Source organism: Serpentinicella sp. ANB-PHB4, from assembly GCF_031432315.1.
Classification (GTDB): Bacteria; Bacillota; Clostridia; order Peptostreptococcales; family Natronincolaceae; genus Serpentinicella.
In genome coordinates this window covers 65,993-83,813 of the sequence record NZ_JAVKGO010000006.1, presented here as the reverse complement: position 1 = coordinate 83,813, position 17,821 = coordinate 65,993, and the positions used below count along the sequence as shown (strand labels likewise).

The 17,821-nt window shown below is 34.8% G+C and carries 15 protein-coding genes and 1 other annotated feature; of the genes, 6 read left to right on the top strand and 9 right to left on the bottom strand.

What is annotated here, in order from left to right; genetic code table 11:
- Positions 1 to 355 precede the first annotated feature (355 nt).
- Both nifJ and RH915_RS06645 read left to right on the top strand, forming a co-directional pair.
- Positions 356 to 3,874 (top strand): pyruvate:ferredoxin (flavodoxin) oxidoreductase, encoded by a 3,519-nt coding sequence (nifJ, locus tag RH915_RS06650; protein ID WP_310478773.1) that lies wholly within the window; start codon positions 356 to 358, stop codon positions 3,872 to 3,874.
- Positions 3,875 to 4,113: 239 nt separating this feature from the next.
- A complete protein-coding gene (locus tag RH915_RS06645; RefSeq protein ID WP_310478772.1) occupies positions 4,114 to 5,316 on the top strand; it encodes a patatin-like phospholipase family protein in 1,203 nt (400 codons plus the stop codon).
- Positions 5,317 to 5,417: 101 nt separating this feature from the next.
- Here the strand turns inward: RH915_RS06645 and RH915_RS06640 are convergent, their stop codons facing one another.
- Positions 5,418 to 5,795, bottom strand: coding sequence for a class II SORL domain-containing protein (locus RH915_RS06640; protein WP_310478771.1), 378 nt, complete (start codon positions 5,793 to 5,795; stop codon positions 5,418 to 5,420).
- Positions 5,796 to 5,931: 136 nt separating this feature from the next.
- Positions 5,932 to 7,326, bottom strand: coding sequence for an argininosuccinate lyase (gene argH, locus RH915_RS06635; protein ID WP_310478770.1), 1,395 nt, complete (start codon positions 7,324 to 7,326; stop codon positions 5,932 to 5,934).
- 178 nt (positions 7,327 to 7,504) lie between these two features.
- Between argH and RH915_RS06630 the strand changes: the two genes are divergently transcribed.
- Positions 7,505 to 7,990, top strand: a complete 486-nt coding sequence (locus tag RH915_RS06630) for a dUTP diphosphatase (RefSeq protein WP_310478766.1) — start codon at positions 7,505 to 7,507, stop codon at positions 7,988 to 7,990.
- Between the two features lie 107 nt (positions 7,991 to 8,097).
- Here RH915_RS06630 and trpA read toward each other — a convergent pair whose 3' ends face one another.
- Genes trpA through trpE form a run of 7 tightly spaced genes read right to left on the bottom strand, consistent with a single transcriptional unit; the run spans position 8,098 to position 14,444 of the window.
- Positions 8,098 to 8,877: a tryptophan synthase subunit alpha gene (gene trpA / locus RH915_RS06625; protein ID WP_310478764.1), complete on the bottom strand. Its 780-nt coding sequence runs from the start codon at positions 8,875 to 8,877 to the stop codon at positions 8,098 to 8,100.
- A complete protein-coding gene (gene trpB, locus RH915_RS06620) occupies positions 8,870 to 10,072 on the bottom strand; it encodes a tryptophan synthase subunit beta (RefSeq protein ID WP_310478762.1) in 1,203 nt (400 codons plus the stop codon). The genes trpA and trpB overlap by 8 nt, the downstream gene beginning before the upstream one ends.
- The gene (locus tag RH915_RS06615; protein ID WP_310478761.1) at positions 10,059 to 10,679 is read right to left on the bottom strand and encodes a phosphoribosylanthranilate isomerase; all 621 of its coding nucleotides are present in this window, start codon (positions 10,677 to 10,679) and stop codon (positions 10,059 to 10,061) included. The genes trpB and RH915_RS06615 overlap by 14 nt, the downstream gene beginning before the upstream one ends.
- Positions 10,669 to 11,448 (bottom strand): indole-3-glycerol phosphate synthase TrpC, encoded by a 780-nt coding sequence (trpC, locus tag RH915_RS06610; RefSeq protein ID WP_310478760.1) that lies wholly within the window; start codon positions 11,446 to 11,448, stop codon positions 10,669 to 10,671. Before trpC ends, RH915_RS06615 begins: the two co-directional genes overlap by 11 nt.
- Complete coding sequence (gene trpD, locus RH915_RS06605; protein WP_310478758.1) at positions 11,438 to 12,460, bottom strand: anthranilate phosphoribosyltransferase; 1,023 nt, start codon at positions 12,458 to 12,460, stop codon at positions 11,438 to 11,440. Before trpD ends, trpC begins: the two co-directional genes overlap by 11 nt.
- Position 12,461: 1 nt before the next feature.
- Positions 12,462 to 13,031 carry an anthranilate synthase component II gene (locus RH915_RS06600; RefSeq protein WP_310478756.1) on the bottom strand — a complete coding sequence of 190 codons (570 nt, stop codon included), beginning with the start codon at positions 13,029 to 13,031 and terminating at the stop codon, positions 12,462 to 12,464.
- 18 nt (positions 13,032 to 13,049) lie between these two features.
- Positions 13,050 to 14,444, bottom strand: coding sequence for an anthranilate synthase component I (trpE, locus tag RH915_RS06595; RefSeq protein WP_310478754.1), 1,395 nt, complete (start codon positions 14,442 to 14,444; stop codon positions 13,050 to 13,052).
- A 57-nt stretch (positions 14,445 to 14,501) separates the two neighbouring features.
- Positions 14,502 to 14,846 (bottom strand) — a binding site (T-box leader).
- 200 nt (positions 14,847 to 15,046) lie between these two features.
- Here trpE and RH915_RS06590 point away from each other — a divergent pair.
- The 3 genes from RH915_RS06590 to thrB are packed head-to-tail and all read left to right on the top strand — an operon-like array spanning position 15,047 to position 17,781.
- Complete coding sequence (locus tag RH915_RS06590) at positions 15,047 to 15,496, top strand: ACT domain-containing protein (protein WP_310478752.1); 450 nt, start codon at positions 15,047 to 15,049, stop codon at positions 15,494 to 15,496.
- A 38-nt stretch (positions 15,497 to 15,534) separates the two neighbouring features.
- Positions 15,535 to 16,830 carry a homoserine dehydrogenase gene (locus tag RH915_RS06585; protein ID WP_310478750.1) on the top strand — a complete coding sequence of 432 codons (1,296 nt, stop codon included), beginning with the start codon at positions 15,535 to 15,537 and terminating at the stop codon, positions 16,828 to 16,830.
- A gap of 45 nt (positions 16,831 to 16,875) precedes the next feature.
- Positions 16,876 to 17,781, top strand: a complete 906-nt coding sequence (gene thrB, locus RH915_RS06580) for a homoserine kinase (protein ID WP_310478748.1) — start codon at positions 16,876 to 16,878, stop codon at positions 17,779 to 17,781.
- The last annotated feature ends 40 nt before the right edge of the window (positions 17,782 to 17,821 follow it).

The following is a 17,821-nucleotide window of genomic DNA, read 5'->3' as shown; positions in this document are numbered from 1 at the left end:
AGCGGGTACCTCATTTTGAGGTATCCGCTTATATTTGCAGAAAAAGATAACTTAATTACTATATTCAGAATAATGAAAAAAATTACCTAAAAATTTGCTTTTTTCTGAAAAAAACCTTTTAAACTATGCGGATAATTGATAATATTAGTATATATGAACCCCAAAGGATGTTATATTATTTATAAATACATCAGACACTTTTAGTAAACACTCTTTTGTTAATCATTAGGGAAGACAACTGATCTACTGATAAACATGGTAGTGGGGTTTTTGTACAACACTTATGTTGCAGGTTACTTTGTTTTTTATATAAAAACAAGGCAAGATTCACTAAAAAATAAGGGGGAAACAAAACATGGCAAGAACGATGAAAACAATGGATGGAAATGCCGCAGCTGCACATGTATCTTATGCATTTACAGATGTAGCCGCAATCTATCCAATTACACCATCATCAAACATGGCTGAAAATGTTGATGAGTGGAGTGCATATGGTAAAAAAAATGTATTTGGACAAAGGGTTAAGGTTGTAGAAATGCAGTCAGAGGCTGGAGCTGCTGGAGCAGTTCACGGTTCTTTAGCATCGGGAGCATTAACAACTACTTACACAGCTTCACAAGGGTTACTTCTAATGATTCCTAACATGTACAAAATTGCAGGGGAGTTACTGCCAGGCGTATTCCACGTAAGTGCGAGAGCGCTTGCAGGTCATGCACTGTCTATTTTTGGAGATCATTCAGATGTTATGGCAACAAGACAAACAGGATGTGCGATGATTGCATCTGGAAGTGTTCAAGAAGTTATGGATATAGGTGGCGTGGCCCATTTAGCAGCAATTAAAGGAAGAGTACCTTTTGTACATTTCTTTGATGGATTTAGAACTTCTCACGAAATGCAAAAAATTGAAGTGATTGAAAATGATGAATTTGCTGAACTTCTAGACTGGGATGCTGTAAAAGCGTTTAGAGACAATGCCTTAAACCCAGAACACCCAGTTATTAGAGGAACTGCGCAAAACCCAGATATTTTCTTCCAAGCTAAAGAGTCGGCAAACAAATTCTACGACAACTTACCAGACATTGTTGCCGATTACATGAATAAAATTAGCGAATTAACAGGAAGACATTATGCACCGTTTAATTATCATGGGGCACCAGATGCAGAAGATATAATAATTGCAATGGGTTCTGTTACAGATACAATTGAAGAAACAGTAGATTATTTAGTAGCAAAAGGAGAAAAAGTAGGTGTTATAAAAGTTCATTTATATAGACCTTTCTCTGAAAAGTATTTCTTTGATGTGCTTCCAGAAAGCGTAAAAAGAATAGCTGTGCTTGATAGAACAAAAGAGCCAGGTGCATTAGGTGAGCCTCTATACGAAGATGTTAGAACCATGTTTTATGATAGAGAAAATGCACCAATGATCATTGGTGGAAGATTTGGTCTTGGTTCAAAGGATACAACACCAACTCAAATAAAAGCAGTATTTGATAACTTAAAGGGTGAAACACCTAAAAATAGATTTACTGTAGGGATAAATGATGATGTTACAAATACATCAATTCCTATGGATGATAAAATTGTAGCAGCACCAGAAGGAACAATTCGTTGTAAATTCTGGGGAATAGGATCAGATGGTACAGTTGGTGCGAATAAAAATGCAATTAAAATAATTGGAGATAACACTGACTTATATGCTCAGGCTTATTTCTCATATGATTCTAAAAAGTCTGGTGGGGTAACGGTTTCTCACTTAAGATTTGGTAAGAAGCCAATTAAGTCAACGTATTTAATTGATGAGGCTGATTTTGTTGCCTGTCATAAACAATCCTACGTAAATCAATATGATTTAATAAAAGGATTAAAACCAAATGGAACCTTCCTATTAAATACAACATGGACACCAGAAGAGTTAGACGAAAAACTACCTGGGAACCTTAAAAAATATATTGCAGACAATAATATTGATTTCTACATGATCAATGCTACTGATATTGCTACAGAAATAGGGCTAGGTGCAAGAATTAACATGATTATGGAATCTGCTTTCTTCAAATTAGCTAAGGTTATTCCATTAGAAGATGCAGTGAAGTACATGAAAGAAGCAGTTGTTGATTCTTATGGTATGAAGGGCGATAAAGTAGTTAATATGAATAATCAAGCTGTAGATAAAGGAATTGAAGCATTAGTTAAGGTAGAGGTGCCTGCTAACTGGGGAAGTGCAGTAGAAGAAGCTGCAGCAGCTGTTGAAGAGCCTGACTTTATTAAAAATGTTTTAAGACCGATTAATGCACAAAATGGCGAAAGCTTACCTGTAAGTACTTTTGAAGGCGTAGAGGACGGAACTTTCCCATTAGAAACAACAAAATATGAAAAACGTTGTATTGCTGTTGACGTACCTGAGTGGTTGCCAGAGCACTGTATACAATGTAACCAATGTTCTTTTGTATGTCCACATGCTGCTATAAGACCGTTTTTATTAGATGAAGAAGAAGTTAAAAATGCACCTGAAAGCTTTAAAACGGTTAAGGCAATTGGTAAAGAGTTTGATGGATTACAATATAGACTTCAAGTTAGTCCATTAGATTGTCCAGGTTGTGGTAACTGTGTAGATATTTGTCCATCTAGAACAAAGGCAATAAAAATGTCACCAGTAGAGCCACAGGTAGCAGAGCAAAAAGAAAATTGGGAATTTGCGACAACGGTTACAGATAAATCAAAGTTAACAAATATTGAAACTGTAAAGGGAAGTCAGTATTCACAACCATTATTTGAGTTCTCAGGAGCGTGTACAGGATGTGGAGAAACACCATATGTTAAGCTGGTTACGCAATTATTTGGAGATAGAATGATGATTTCCAACGCTACTGGTTGTTCATCAATTTATGGTGGTAGTGCGCCATCAGCACCTTATTGTACAAACCAAGAAGGTAAAGGTCCAGCTTGGGCAAACTCACTATTTGAGGATAATGCAGAGTTTGGTTACGGTATGTTCTTAGCATCTGCACAAATTAGAGATCGTATTGCTGATTTAATGACAGAAGCTTTAAATATGAATATTGCACAAGAACTTAAAGCTGCATTTAAAGCTTGGTTAGATGGTAAAGATGATGGAAAAGCATCAAAAGCAGCAACTTATGACATACTACCACTTCTAGATAAAGAAAAAGGAAATAAAGTAATTGATGAAATTATAGAGAAAAAAGACTATCTAATTAAACAATCTACTTGGATGTTTGGTGGAGATGGATGGGCATATGACATTGGATTCGGAGGATTAGACCATGTTATTGCTTCTGGCGAAGATGTAAACTTACTTGTTATGGATACAGAAGTTTACTCAAACACTGGGGGACAATCATCAAAAGCTTCTCCTACAGCATCTATAGCGAAATTTACAACATCAGGTAAAAAGACTAAGAAGAAAGACTTGGGAATGATTGCAATGAGCTATGGCTACGTTTATGTTGCTCAAGTTGCCATGGGAGCAGACAAGAACCAATTAATGAAAGCAATCAAAGAAGCAGAGGCTTATAAAGGACCTTCAGTTGTAATTGCATACTCACCATGTATAGCTCACGGTATTAACATGGGTAGAACACAAGATCAGTCTAAGAAAGCTGTAGAAGCAGGATACTGGCATTTATATAGATTTAATCCTGAACTTAAAGAGCAGGGTAAAAATCCATTTACGCTAGATTCAAAAGCACCAACAGCATCTTTCAAAGACTTCTTACTAAGCGAAGTAAGATATGCTTCATTAGTTAAAACATTCCCACAAGAAGCAGAGGAACTGTTTGCAAAATCAGAACAAGAAGCTATGGAAAGATACGAAACATACAGAAGATTAACTCAATTTTATGCAGTAGACTAATAGTTTAAACAAAAAACCTGAGACAATATATTGTCTCAGGTTTTTTGTTTGCTATAAAATCCAATTTTTCTAATGAATTTTTAGACGAGACATTTATTCTTTTAACATAAAGCGCTATATAATTTGGATATACTATAAACATATGTGAAATTACACAGTAAAGTAAGTTGAATTTAATCTAGATGGTATTTTATAAGAACTTTAAAGTAATTTAAGTAAAAAAGAAGGATTAAAAGGGCGTGAATGTATGTATGTTAGGCTTAACACTTGAAGGTGGAGGTGCAAGAGGTGCTTATCAGATTGGGGCTTGGAGAGCATTAAGGGAGCTAGGAATGGATTTCCATGGTGTTACGGGCACTTCAGTAGGGGCTTTGAATGGCGCACTAATCATGCAAGATAACTTTGAAATTGCCTATGATTTATGGTATAACATTACGCCGTGTCAGGTAATGGCAATAGACGACATATTAACGCAACAAAGAAAAAGTCTAAAAAATGTTATGGCAATGTACAACGAACTTAAAAAAATAATTAAAGATTTTGGAGTAGATACGAGTCCTTTAGAAGCACTAATAAAAAGACATCTATGTGAGGAAACATTAAGAACATCAATTAAAACCTTTGGAATAGTAACGGTTTGCTTAACGGATTTAAAGCCATTACAACTCTTTAAAGAAGATATCCCAGAGGGGAAAGTTTGTGATTATTTACTTGCATCTTCTTTTTTGCCGGTCTTTAAATCAAAAAGATTAGATGGAAAAAAATTTTTAGATGGAGGCATATACAACAATCTTCCTGTTGATATGCTATATAGAAAAGGCTTTCGGGAAATTGTTGTCGTTAAATTAAATAAAAGAAGAATTCCAAAGAAAGTCATGAAAGAAGATCTTAAGATTCATTGTGTTCAGCCCAATAAATCTTTAGGGGGAATTTTAGATTTTTCTAGAGAGAACATAAGGCAAAACCTTAAACTAGGGTATTTTGACACAATGAAATGTTTTAGAAATTTAAAGGGAAAAGATTATTATTTATATGAGAAGATCGAAGAAGAACGGGCATGGAATTATTTTATGACATTAAAGGAAGAAACGATAAAATCATTGGCTGTCTTATTTAAAATACCCCACTGCAGTATAAACAAGCGGTTAATATTCGAAGAAATTGCCCCTAGATTGTTTGCATTAACAGGTTTAAGTAAAGAAGATGGGTATGACGCATTGATGCTTGTAATTTTAGAAAAAGTTGCAAAAAGTCTCAACATAGATGCATATATGTTTTATTCAATAAATGATTTTCTGGATAAAATAGAAGAAAAGAAAAATAAAGTGGATATTAACAAAAGAGGTTTACCTACAAGGAACACTGGAGTGAGAACAAAGCAAAGTCTATTAAACCAAGTCGTAGAAATTTTAATATATGATGAGGGTGGATTTAATATTTAAAGAATATACAATTTTATTTTCGGTTTTTATACAATTTCACAGAATTAAAAGCCTTAATAAAAAGTACAGGGACCGATTTAAAAATCGATCCCCTATACTTTTTATTCCTTAACTGTAACTTCTTTTGAATTTTCCCATAAACCATGGATATTGCAATAACTTACCGCATAAATAGTCCCTGATTTACTTAGTTGTACTTCTGTTAGACCAACGTAACCAGTAAAGTTTTCGCTTTCCCCATGAGCTGAAAAATCAAATGTTGCTAGTTCAATAGGAAACTTACCCCCTTCTGGGTGAAAGAAAACTTTGAACCATGAAATATAATGTTCAAAAGTATTGGGATGTTTTACGGCATCTCCAATAGAAATCTTAATGTCAAAAGACTCATTTTTAGTTACTTCATCAGGGCAATGAATGACAGGTACATGCTTTTCTCCTTTCCAATCACCGCTACTAAATAATTGTCCTATACTTTTCATTAATAAAACCTCCTCAAAAATTTTGCTTATTAAATTAACTCTAATTGATTTATATCCATTTTATATTTATATTAATCAAAAAATAAAAAAAGCACCTAAAAAGTTTATCCTTAATAGGCACTTGTTATTCATTTTTTTACAAGTTCAATAAAGCTTTTGCTTTTTCTATTTGTCTTTTGACTTCGGTTCTAGCTGTACCACCAAAAGTACTTCTTCGATCAACCGCTGAACGAGGAGAAAGTATACTTAATATATCAGAATCAAAAGCAGTATGCTGCGTCTTCCACTCTTCAATAGAAAGGGTTTCAAGTGTTTTGTTTTCTTTTAAACAGTATTGAACTAACCTTCCAACGATGCTATGGGTATCTCTGAAAGGAACGCCTTTCAATACTAAATATTCTGCAACATCCGTAGCTAACAAAAATCCTTTATTCAAATGATGGGCAATACTTTCTTCTTTTACACGAATACCTTTAATTAAAGGGGTCATTATATCTAAAATCATATTTACTGTTTCTATTGAGTAAAAAACAGGTCGTTTGTCTTCTTGAAGATCCCGGTTATATGTTAATGATAGACCTTTTGTATTAATCATAAGGTCATACAGGCTACTAAGTACACCACTAGTTTTTCCTCGGGTAAGTTCTAATGCATCAGGATTCTTTTTGTTGGGCATCATACTTGAGCCGGTACAAAAAGCGTTAGAAAGCTCGATAAAATCAAATTCAGATGTATTCCAAATAATCAAGTCTTCACTAAGCCGACTAGTATGCAATACAAAGGTAGATGCAGCGAATAAAAATTCTAATAAGTAGTCCCGGTCAGATACAGTATCTAAACTATTCTCTGTAATATTAGAAAAATGCAATTCATTTTTAGTAAATTCCCTATCTAATGGAAGTGTCGATCCAGCTAAAGCACCGGAGCCCAAAGGATTTATATCAGTTGTCTCGTATGCAATTTGAAATCTTTTTAAGTCTCTATGAAATTTCCAAAAAAATGCCATCCAATAGTGGCCTAAGGATATAGGCTGTGCATGCTGAAGGTGGGTGAACCCAGGAATAATAACGTCAATATCTTCCTGCACTTTCTCAATAATTGTATTCAAGAATAAGTTTAATTTCGATTGAATACCTTCAATAGCATCTTTCATATATAATCTATAATCTGTTGCCACCTGATCATTTCGAGATCTTCCAGTATGGATTTTTGCGCCAAGAGGGCCAAGCTTCTCGATTAATCTTGCTTCAATATTCATGTGGACATCTTCTAGAGAAATTGTAGGATAGAATTCTCCGTTGGTTATTTCTTCTTCAATTTCATCAAAAGCTTTGGTAATTTTATTAAGTTCATCGGGCTTTAAAATACCAATATGTCCAAGCATTTTTGCATGGGCTTTACTTCCAAGAATATCATGCTTATAAAAGCGCCAGTCCATATCTAAAGATTGACTAAATTTTTGCATAATATCCGCTGGTGTACTAGAAAATCGACCGCTCCATAAAGCCTTATCTTTTTTCTCATTACTCATTAAAAGAGACCTCCTTTTATTGCATTTACATTGCTATATCAATATTATATACAAATAGAGTATAGTACAAAATTGTAAAAGTCAACTTAAAAGGAGGAATTCTCCTTTTCACTGTAAAAGGCATATGATAAAATAGACAATGGTTTAAAAAAGGTTAGAAATTTTGGAGGTATTAATGATGGAACTACACCAAATGTTTTACATACAAAGTCAACTTGATAAAAAAATAGCAGAGAGTAATGAAATCCAAGGAAAAGATTTAACAACAGAAAAAATTTTAGCGCTGTTAGTTGAACTTGGGGAATTAGCAAACGAAACTAGAAGCTTTAAATTTTGGAGCGTAAAAGGACCTTCGGAAAGAGAGATTATTTTAGAAGAATATGTAGATTGTCTACATTTTATATTAAGCATAGGGCTTGATAAAGGTTATGTAATCTCAAAGGTGGACTTATTAGATTGTCATAAAGAAATAAATGAACTTTTCTGTGACGTTTTTGAAAAGACTATTCAATTTAAAAATGAGCTAACAGAAGAAACCTATTTAGATCTATTTGAAACTTTTTTCGCATTGGGGAGGAAACTTACCTTTAAAGGGGATGAAATACTGCAATCATATCTTGAAAAAAATCAAATTAATCATCAAAGACAAAATGATGGATATTAGGTTTACTAAAAACAGGCAGGTTATAGAATAAACAACCTACCTGTTTTTAATTTTTAGGCTAACAACCTCTTTATTTATCATTAAAAATTTGTAAAAAAAATGTAAGGTTATAAAGCTATATCTAAGCTTCTAACAAAGTTTCCAATTTCGTCTATATTGCCATTACTTTCATCAATTTTTTTTATGAGCGCAGAACCTACAATAATACCATCCACATAAGGCTTAAATCGATGAACGTCCTCTTTGGAGGAGATGCCAAAGCCTAAAGCTAGAGGCAAAGATGTTTGCTCCCTTACGTACTTAAGAAAATCTTCTGTATTTTTGCTGAAGTTTTTTCTTGACCCAGTGACACCTAAGGAGGATACACAATAGACAAAGCCTTGACTCTGACTAATTATATTTTTAGTACGCCCTATAGAGGTAGGGGACACCAAAGGGATGAGGGCAATATCATTTTTTATACAATAAGGTAAAAGCTCATCTCTTTCCTCAAGAGGTAAATCTGGTACAACTAAACCATGAACTTCTGCAGACGTGCAAGCGGATAAAAACTTTTCAATGCCATAAGCAAGAATGGAATTATAATAAACCAAAAGAACAATAGGAATTTTTGTTTTTTCACGAACTTTTTCTATACAGTTGAATATATCTTTGATGGTAATACCCTTGTCTAAAGCAATTTGGTTGGCGCTTTGGATAACAGGACCATCAGCAAGCGGGTCAGAGTAGGGAATACCTAGTTCAATAATATTGGCACCAAAATCTTTAAGTGCATAAATAAGCATCTCGGTCTTTTGAATATTAGGAAAACCTGCGGTGATAAAAGGCATAAAAGCTTTTCTATTTTGTTTTTTAAGCGTTGAGAAAGTTTCTTCTAATTTATTCATTGTTTTCCTCCAATCTATCTAAGTAGGTTTTATTATTAAGAATTGCATCAACATCCTTATCTCCTCGCCCGGAAAGATTAATAACAATTATTTTATTTTGCTCCATTTCTTTAGCAAGTTTACAAGCATAAGCAATGGCATGAGCACTTTCTATTGCAGGAATAATTCCTTCTGTTTTAGTAAGAAACCTAAAAGCATCTAAGGCTTCAATATCTGTTATACATTTATACTTGACTCTGTTTGAGTCATGCAGATAGGCATGCTCCGGGCCAATGCCTGGGTAGTCTAGTCCAGCAGAAATAGAGTGAGCAGGAATAATATGCCCATCCTGACTTTGTAATAAATAGGTCTTCATACCATGAAGTACACCAACACTGCCTTTAGTCAGTGTTGCAGCATGCTTTTGCGTTTCTATACCTTCACCGGCTGCTTCAATACCAATTAGTTCAACGGTACTATCCTGTAAAAAAGGATAAAAAATCCCCATGGCATTACTTCCACCACCAACACAAGCAATAATCGTGTCTGGGAGGCGCCTCTCTTTATTTAAAATTTGTTTCCTTGTTTCTTCTCCAATAATTTTTTGAAATTCACGAACCATCGTTGGATATGGGTGGGGGCCAACAACGGAGCCAATAACATAAAAAGTATCTTCAACATGGGAAACCCAAGAGCGGATCGCTTCATTAGTAGCGTCCTTTAAGGTTTTAGAGCCTGAAGAAACGGGAATAACCTTTGCCCCTAATAATTCCATACGAAAAACATTTAGTTTTTGTCTTTCAATATCCTCTTCGCCCATAAAAACCGTACATTCCATATCAAATAATGCAGCCCCTGTTGCCGTGGCTACCCCATGTTGACCTGCTCCAGTTTCAGCAATGACTTTTGTTTTGCCCATATATTTAGCTAAAAGCAGTTGCCCGATAACGTTATTTATTTTATGGGCCCCAGTGTGATTTAAATCTTCCCGTTTCAAATATATTTTTGCACCACCTAATTTTCGGGAAAGTCTTTCGGCAAAAAACAAGGACGTCGGTCGACCTACGTATTCTTTTAAGTAATATAAATATTCTTTTTTAAACTGCGGATTATCCATACATTTTAAATAAGCATCTTCCAAAGCTTTTAAAGGATTCATTAATGTTTCTGGAACATATTGGCCACCAAATTGACCAAATTTTCTATTTAATTTCATGGTTTTTTACCCTCCTAACAAAAGTATCAATTTGTTTTTCACATTTCATGTTATTTCTCTCAACGCCAGAGCTTACATCAATAACATGAGGTCTGACAATGTTAATAGCCGAGCGTATATTTTCGGCGTTTAATCCACCAGCTAATATAATAAAGTGGCCCTGGGAAAAGCCTGTGGATAGTGTCCAGTCAAATGTGGTACCGGTTCCACCTGCTAATCTAGGGAGTGATGCATCTAAAAGAAAGCCCTGTGGCGTAGTATAGTGATTAATTAGATCAAAAGAAGCAGCATTTTTTATGCTAATGCTCTTCCAGATCGGTTTAATGAATTGGGTACAAAAATCATCATTTTCATTTCCGTGGAGTTGAATAATGTCTAAATTACAGTGGGAAACAATATGGTTTATATGCTTTGAACTTTCGTTAACAAAGACGCCTACAGTTTTAATGTTTTTGCGCAGGCTGGATATCAATATTTTGGCTTTATCCGGGGTAACATGTCTTTTGCTAGGAGCAAAGACAAAACCGATATAATCAATAGGATAATTATTGATCATTTGAATTTCTTTTTCATATTGAATGCCGCATATTTTAATTTTAGGCGTCATAGGCTGCAATCAACTCCAAGGCAGTGTTTTTAATGTTCGGACTACGCATAAAGGTTTCTCCTATTAGAACCCCATCAATTTTTGTCTGCTTTAGTATTTGAATATCTTCTTTTGACTGAATACCACTTTCGCTAACAACTAAAATATCTGAGGAAATAAGAGGACGAAGCCCTAAGGTTTTTTTAATGTCAACGGTAAAGTCGGTGAGATCTCGGTTATTAATACCTATAATTGTGGCATCTGCGTAGTGGGCTTTTTCAATATCTGATTCACTATGCACTTCGATTAATGTGTCAAGCCCAAGACTTTTGGCAAGATCATTGAATGATTTTAAGGTTTTTTTATCTAAAATGGAAGCAATCAACAGGACACAATGAGCACCTAAATACTTTGCTTCATAGATTTGGTAGGGATCCACAATAAAATCTTTACGTAAAAGGGGTAAAGAAGTACGTGTATAAACCTGTACTAAATCATTAGGAGAACCTAAAAAGTAATTTTCCTCTGTTAATACAGAAATACAACGAACACATTCTGCATAGTTTTCAACAATTTTATTAATCAATAAATCCTTTTTAATTGTTCCTTTAGAAGGGGAAGCCCGTTTAATTTCTCCGATAATAGATAAGCCTTTTGCTGCAACTTCATTGTAAAATTTTTTTTCTGAGTTTGTGGCAGGTAGCTTATCTAAAATTTCAAATAAGGGAAGTTGTTGTTTTCGAAGTGTAAGGCTTTCTCTTTTTTTTGCAATAATTTTTTCAAGAAACAATGGAATCATCTCCTTTATTTGTAAATTGAATGAATTTATTATAAACAAGGCCAGAATCTAGAAGGTTTTTAGCATAATGAACCCCTTCTTTTATAGTAGGGCATTTTCCAGCCACATATAGGGCTGCAGCGCTGTTTAAAACTAAAATATCTCTTTTTGGACCAGAGGCACCACGAAATAAATTTTTAATAATGTTAGCATTATGGGAAGCATCCCCCCCAAGCAGTTCTGTAGAGGAGCAAGGGGATATACCGTAATCTTCAGGGGAAATATAATAGGTAGATACTACACCATTATTTAGTTCTGTTACCTTAGTTTTTGTTGTAACGGTTATTTCGTCCATTCCATCCATGCCATAGACCACTAATGCACGGCGGACGCCTAAGTTATGTAACACTTTTGCTAAAGGTTCAGTCAGTTTTGCATCGAAAACCCCTAACACCTGCCCTTTAGTACTGGCCGGATTAGAGAGGGGACCTAAAATATTAAAAATGGTTCTAAAGCCCAGTTCTTTTCTGACAGTACCGATGTTTTTCATGGTTTTGTGGAATAAGGGTGCAAAGAGAAAGCTTATTCCATGTTTTTGTAGGGAAACTTTTATTTCTTCCGGGGATTGAGATAAGTTAACCCCTAATTTTTCTAAAACATCTGCACTGCCGCTTTTACTTGAAATAGAACGATTGCCGTGTTTAACTACGATAACCCCAGCAGCTGCTGCAACGAAGGCAACTGCGGTAGAAATGTTGTAAGTATTGCTTCCATCCCCGCCGGTGCCGCAGGTGTCTAGTGTGAAAGGGTAGTCTAAATGAACCTGTAAACAGTTATTTCTTAAAAACTTTGTTCCACTAGTAATTTCATCTACCGTTGCGCCTTTAATTGCCAAAGCTGTTAAAAATGCCCCAGCGATTACTTGGTTAGCATTTTTGGATAATATTTCTTCGAGTGCAGCATACATTTCTTTTCCCGATAAATCATATCCTCGCATTAGTTTAATCGTTAATTCATGAAGCATCTTATATCTCCTTTCCTTCAGCAAAGTTTTGTATCATCTGAAACCCATATTTTGTAGAAATCGACTCGGGATGAAATTGCAACCCAGTTAAAGGGTAGATCTTGTGAGTCATAGCCATAATTTCTCCTTCATTAGTTTTGGATAATATGTTAAAACAGTTTGGTAAAGATTGATCATCCACAACTAAAGAGTGATACCTAGCCACAGTTACAGGGTTAGGAATATTATTAAAAATAGCATTAGAAGTATGGGTGATTTCGGAAGTTTTACCGTGATAAAGTGCTTTTGCATAGACGATTCGAGCACCAAAAGCCTGACCGATGCACTGGTGACCTAAGCAAATACCCAAAATAGGAACAGAATGACATAAATCTTTAATTATAGGAATGCAATTCCCTGCTTCATTAGGTGTTTTGGGGCCTGGAGAAATAACAATTTTGTCTGGGTTTAATGAGTAAATCTCTTTTGTAGATATCTGATCATTTCTAACAACAGTAACCTTATCAAAGGCGCCTAAATATTGATACAAGTTATAGGTAAAGGAATCGTAATTATCAATTAACAAGATCATGCTAAAACCTCCTTTGTTTTAATATTCAAGGGCCCTTACAAGGGATTGAATTTTGTTTTTACATTCTTCATATTCACTTTCAGGTACTGAGTCGGCCACAATACCTGCACCAGCTTGAAGGTAAACCCTTTGATCCTTTATCACCATGGTACGAATAGCGATACAGGTATCTAGATTTCCATCAAAGCCAAAATATCCTACAGCTCCACCGTAGAGCCCTCTCTTTTCTTTTTCTAATTCATCGATAATTTCCATTGCCCTTATTTTTGGTGCACCAGACAAAGTACCAGCAGGGAGAAAATGAGAAAGGATAGAAAATTGATTTTCATCCTCATTTTTAATCCCTTCTACAGTGGATACAATATGCATTACATGGGCATAATGATGTACTTGCATAAATTCCTCAACATGAACTGTTCCAATTTTAGAAACTCGGCCCATGTCATTTCTAGCTAAGTCTACTAACATAATGTGTTCCGCCTTTTCTTTAGGATCTGCAAGTAAATCTTTTGCCAATTGGTGATCTTCAGCAGGGGACTTGCCTTTTTTTCGTGTACCAGCTATAGGGCAGGTGAATACTTTTTCATTTCGAACCTCTACTAGCATTTCTGGTGAACTACCAGCAATTTGATAGGTACCAAAGTTAAAATAAAATAAGTAAGGTGACGGGTTGATCTCTCTTAATTGTCTATACAATGTAAAGGCATCTTTTTTATTTTCTAAAGACCACCTTTGTGAAAGAACAACTTGAAAAATATCTCCTTCTCGAATATAAGCCTTAGCTTGGTTTACTTTTTCAATAAAGTCTTCTTTAGTGGTATGTTCATTCATAATTGTAGGGGACTTAGTAGATTCATTTACTGAACTGATTTTTGTATCGGCAAACTGAAATAACTGTTTTTCCATAAGCTGTATTGCATTAAACCCACGATCTTTACCTTCATTTGTTGAATCATCAAGTACAACTAAATGTATTTGACTGTGGAAATGGTCGTAAACCACTACTTCTTTTACTAGCATCAAATGAAGATCAGGCAGACCTAAAGTATCTTGGTTTACATTAGGTAAATTTTCGTGTTGTCGAATAACATCATATCCAATTGTACCTACAGCACCTCCAACAAATGGAATATTCGTGTTATTGCTAACTTGATACTGCTCAATATATTTTTGGGCTAATGCAAAGCTGTTACCATATAGTGTTTTTGATTCGTTGTCGGAAGTTATAAGTAAACTTTCGTCTAAACCTTGTAGTGTAATAAAAGGATTTTTAGCAATAAATGAAAATCTACCCTTTGCTGGATCTTTACTCTCTAAAAGAAATCCAACAGATTTACCAACGTATTTTTCATACAGGGTAATAGGTGTTTCTTTATCACCGGATAGTGTCTTTACATAGGGAACCATGTTCATAAATAAAAAACTCCTTTCGCTATTAAATTTGAGAACAAAAAAACCACTTCGCCCTTATTTTGGGACGAAATGGTTATTACGCGATACCACCCAATTTAGAAATGTAAAATTAGTGAATCGGGTTAAAAAAGGAAACAAAAAAGCACTTCGCCCCTTTGGGACGAAATGCAATTATTTCGTATAGCCACCCAATGTTTTAAAAAACATTTCTCGCTCATTTCAGATACGGAGAAAAACTCGATATCTTACCCCTATAACGTGAGGACACGGCATCGGCTACTATATTTTCACCTAGCATCTCATGGAACCATTCCTTTTTATCCTTTAGTACCGGACCTCACACCAATCGCCGGCTCGCTGAGACAAATTCAAAAAAGTACTCTTTCCAATCATGGATTTAAAAGTATTATTAGATAGTATATACTGTATTAAAATAAAAGTAAATAAAATATTAAAATATTTTGAAATGTCAGAAAAAATAACTAAAGTAACATATTAGAAAATAAAGGTAACACTGCTTGCAATTAACTTAAAGCTATGTTAAAATGTTCATATTGCATATACAAATGTTCATGGTTGGAAGTCTTGGAAGGGGGAAAGACATGATAAATACAGAAGAGGACACTTATTATATTGTAAACGCGAAGGCATTGCCAGAAGTGTTTATTAAGACGATGGAGGCAAAGGAACTACTTAAAAGAGGCGGTGCTTGCACTATTTACGAAGCAGTAGAAAAAGTGGGGATCAGTAGAGGGGCTTATTATAAATATAAGGACTATATATTTCCTTTTTATGAACTTGGTCAAGGAAAGATCATTACATTTTCTTTTTTGTTAGACCATTCGGCTGGGATTTTATCCGAGGTGCTTAATAAAATAGCCGATGCTGGTGGTAGCATATTAACGATAAATCAAAACATACCAAATCACGGTGTAGCAAATGTCACAATTACAGTCGAGGTTAAAAATTTAGTAGGCGATATTGAATTGTTAGTTAAGCGAGTAAAAGAATCAAAAGGTGTAAAAGAAGTTGATATTTTAGGGAAAGAGTAATGGAATAAATAAATACATGATTATAGGGGGAATACGTTATGAAAAAGGTGAAAATTGCACTATTAGGTTTTGGTACTGTAGGAACAGGCACATGGAAAATTATCAATGAAAACCGTGAGGATATTATAAAACATTGTGGATACGATATAGAAATTAGTAAAGTTTTAGTTAAAGATACTTCAAAAGACAGAGGGTTAGATATTTCTAGAGATGTTTTTACAAATGATATAAGAGACATTATCAATGATAGTGAAATCGAAATTGTAGTTGAACTAATGGGAGGAATAGATCCAGCAAAGGCCTATATTATGGGGGCACTGAATGAGAAAAAGCATGTTGTGACAGCAAATAAAGCTTTAATAGCAACCCATGGAAAAGAAATTATAGAAACTGCTGAACAGGCGGGGGTGAAGTTCTTATACGAAGCCAGTGTTGCTGGGGGCATACCAATTATACATAGTATCAAAGAAAGTTTAACAGGAAACAAAATTGAAGAAATAATCGGAATTATGAATGGTACGACAAATTATATTTTAACAAAAATGGCAAAGGAAAAAGTAGATTTTAAAACCGTATTGAAGGAAGCTCAGGACCTTGGGTATGCGGAAGCAGATCCTACTGCTGATATAGAAGGCTATGATGCGGCACATAAATTAACTATTTTAGCATCACTTGCTTACGGTCATCCTGTAAACTTTGACAATATATATAGAGAAGGCATTACAAAAATTGATACAATTGATATTGAATATGCTAATGAAATGGGATATGTAATTAAGCTTCTTGCGATTGCGAAAGAAAAAGAAGGAACCATGGAATTAAGAGTACATCCAACATTTATATCAAAAAATCATCCATTAGCTGCTGTTAATGATTCTTTCAATGCCGTATTTTTAAAAGGAAATGCCGTTGGTGAGCTTATGTTTTATGGTAGAGGAGCAGGGGATTTACCTACAGGGAGTGCAGTAGTTGGTGATATTGTCTCAATTTTAAAAACAAGAGAGAACCCTTATATTGTTAAACAGTTTAATCGTAAGAATCCGATTAAAAGAGTTAAACCAATGCAGGAGACTAGATGTGAGTACTATGTACGACTACTAGCGGAAGATAAATCAGGCGTGCTTGGAAAGGTATCTTCTATATTTGGACAGCATGGGGTAAGTATTTCTTCTATGATCCAAAAAGGAGAGCGGGAATGTCCGGTATCATTAGTTTTTGTTACCCACTATACAGAAGAAGGAAATATTCAAAACGCCATAGAAGAAATCAAGTCCCTATCTGAAGTAGTTGAAATATCAAATATTATAAGGTTAGAAAACGGAAAAAAATATTAAAATAAGCCAATGATCAGTCGTCGGCAACGACCAGGGGGAGATAGCGTGATAAAAGTTACAGTGCCGGCAACAACAGCAAATATGGGGCCTGGATTTGATTGTCTAGGCATGGCCCTGTCTCTATACAATATAATAGAGGTAAAAGAGATAGAAAAAGGGCTTTGTGTTGAGGTTGAAGGAATAGATAAAGAAGTTATTGAGGTTGATGAACGTAACTTAGTATATATTTGTATGAAAAAAGTTTTCGAAAAGGTTGGATACAATCCTAAGGGTTTATCTATTAAGCAATATAACAATATTCCTGTGTCCAGAGGTCTTGGCAGTAGTGCAGCTTGTATCGTTGGAGGCTTACTAGCTGCAAATATGTTGTGTGGAGAACCTTTAACGAAAGATGACTTACTAGAATTAGCCGTTGAGATTGAAGGACATCCGGATAATGTGGCACCTGCAATGTTTGGTGGGTTTATTGTATCAAACAATTATGTAGGGAAAAGAACAAGCTTCATAAAAACAGAGGTTAATACAGCACTTCAAGCATTGGTGGCAATACCAAAGATTGAATTAAGTACTAAAGCATCAAGAGCGGTACTACCAGAATATGTTTCATTTAAAGAGGCAAAGTTCAATATAGGGAATACAGCTTTATTAGTTGCTGCCATGATGTCAGGTCAGTATGACAAGATTGAGGGAGTTTTCGAAGATAAGATCCATCAACCTTATCGCCTAAAGCTTATGGAAGATTTGGAAAAAGTTTTTATAAAATCAAAAAAAATTGGGTTCAAGCACATGTTTTTAAGTGGAGCTGGACCGACAATTATAAACTTAAGCTGGCAAAGTGAGAAAGAGAAGATAGAACAATTAAAAGAAAGTTTAAAAGATATGACGGAAGTATGGGAATTGAGTACGCTAAATGTAGACAACATAGGCGCGCGAGTTGAATACTTGAAATAACAGTATAATTTACTTGTTTTTTCAAATAATATATAAATGA

Coding starts and splice junctions, on each gene's coding strand:
- nifJ (WP_310478773.1), top strand. CDS start 356: ATGGCAAGAACGATGAAAACAATGGATGGAAATGCCGCAGCTGCACAT.
- RH915_RS06640 (WP_310478771.1), bottom strand. CDS start 5,795: ATGAAAAGTATAGGACAATTATTTAGTAGCGGTGATTGGAAAGGAGAA.
- argH (WP_310478770.1), bottom strand. CDS start 7,326: ATGAGTAATGAGAAAAAAGATAAGGCTTTATGGAGCGGTCGATTTTCT.
- RH915_RS06630 (WP_310478766.1), top strand. CDS start 7,505: ATGGAACTACACCAAATGTTTTACATACAAAGTCAACTTGATAAAAAA.
- trpA (WP_310478764.1), bottom strand. CDS start 8,877: ATGAATAAATTAGAAGAAACTTTCTCAACGCTTAAAAAACAAAATAGA.
- trpB (WP_310478762.1), bottom strand. CDS start 10,072: ATGAAATTAAATAGAAAATTTGGTCAATTTGGTGGCCAATATGTTCCA.
- RH915_RS06615 (WP_310478761.1), bottom strand. CDS start 10,679: ATGACGCCTAAAATTAAAATATGCGGCATTCAATATGAAAAAGAAATT.
- trpD (WP_310478758.1), bottom strand. CDS start 12,460: ATGCTTCATGAATTAACGATTAAACTAATGCGAGGATATGATTTATCG.
- RH915_RS06600 (WP_310478756.1), bottom strand. CDS start 13,031: ATGATCTTGTTAATTGATAATTACGATTCCTTTACCTATAACTTGTAT.
- trpE (WP_310478754.1), bottom strand. CDS start 14,444: ATGAACATGGTTCCCTATGTAAAGACACTATCCGGTGATAAAGAAACA.
- RH915_RS06590 (WP_310478752.1), top strand. CDS start 15,047: ATGATAAATACAGAAGAGGACACTTATTATATTGTAAACGCGAAGGCA.
- RH915_RS06585 (WP_310478750.1), top strand. CDS start 15,535: ATGAAAAAGGTGAAAATTGCACTATTAGGTTTTGGTACTGTAGGAACA.